Origin of the sequence: Micromonospora sp. RV43, from assembly GCF_001029515.1 — a bacterium.
GTDB classification, from domain to species: domain Bacteria; phylum Actinomycetota; class Actinomycetes; order Mycobacteriales; family Micromonosporaceae; genus Micromonospora; species Micromonospora aurantiaca.
This window is the reverse complement of record NZ_LEKG01000370.1, coordinates 1-1,126: the sequence shown is the minus strand read 5'-3', so window position 1 is coordinate 1,126 and position 1,126 is coordinate 1. Positions and strand designations below refer to the sequence as shown.

Genomic DNA, 1,126 nt, shown 5'->3' with positions numbered 1-1,126 from the left:
CTGACGTCGCCTGAGCTGGTCCAACAGCGGCGCCGCCTGGCGGGCGCGGTCGTACAGTGCGGGGGTGACTATCGCCTACGACTGGGGCGTGGACCAGCCCCCGGATCCGGCCGCCGAGGACGCGGGCGAGGCGGCTGGGCTCGGCCCGGAGCAGCTGCCGGAGGTGCGGGAGCTGATGGCGCGGGGCTGGCAGTTGGCCCCCGACGCGCCGCTGTACGCGTTCCTGCCGGCGGTGTGGCCGCGCGTGCTGCGCACGTGGGTGCCTGATCGGGCCACCCGTTACGACACCTGGTACGAGCAGGACCCGAAGACGCACGCCGTTCTGCGCACGGAGACCCGCGAGGCCGGTCCGGCGATGATGGCGGAGATCGACGACGACCATGACTGGACCCTGGCCCGGGTCGGTATCAGCGGGCGCCCCCGGGGGCGTCTCTGGCTGCTCAAGCCGCCGCCCGGGTACGACAGCGTGGACGCCGTCCTCGACCAGGTGTGGCACCGCGCGCAGCAGCAGGGCATTGAGCTGACGTTGAACGAGCCGTTCGTGCAGTTAACGGCCCGCACCGTGCGCGGCGAGGCCCCGCCGCCCTGACTCACGCCGTGTGCCCTGCGGCAGGAGGCGTCATCTTGCTGGTTTGATGCCGCCGGCATCACGCAGAGCCGGGCGGCCGCGAAGGCGGCCACCCGGCTCTTGATCGGTGCTGGTTCAGGCCCAGGGGACCTGGTAGTAGCGGCAGCCGGGGCTGACGGTGCACTGGTTCCAGCGGCCGGTGTGGATGGTCGGGGCGTAGAACAGCTGCGAGTAGCCGGAGGCGAAGAACGATCCGTAGTTGTCGTCGCGGTACTTGCCGCTGCCGGCGGTGAGCTGGCTGTTGTAGTAGTAGCCGGTGGTGCTGGGCTTGTCGCTGCGCCAGCTGCCGGAGCTGACGTAGGCGAAGTAGAACGGGTTCTGCCCGCAGTAGCCGTCCGGTCCGGTGACGTTGGTCCGGCAGTTGTTGGTGAACTCCTGCGGCTGCATCTGCGGGCCGTAGTCCCAGATCAGGGTGTTGCGCCACCGCGGCCGGGTGCCCTCGAACGCCTGACGGACGATGAAGTCGAACGCGCCGATCACGCCGGCGGCGTTGCCGTA

Annotated in this window: 2 protein-coding genes; one reads left to right on the top strand and one right to left on the bottom strand. The window is 70.5% G+C overall.

Annotation, left to right across the window (positions count from 1 at the left end):
• The first annotated feature begins 64 nt into the window (after positions 1-64).
• Positions 65-589 carry a DUF5956 family protein gene (locus ABD52_RS37270; RefSeq protein ID WP_152748384.1) on the top strand — a complete coding sequence of 175 codons (525 nt, stop codon included), beginning with the start codon at positions 65-67 and terminating at the stop codon, positions 587-589.
• A gap of 114 nt (positions 590-703) precedes the next feature.
• Here the strand turns inward: ABD52_RS37270 and ABD52_RS40005 are convergent.
• On the bottom strand, positions 704-1,126 hold a 423-nt coding region (locus ABD52_RS40005; protein ID WP_047894878.1), incomplete at its 5' end, for a hypothetical protein.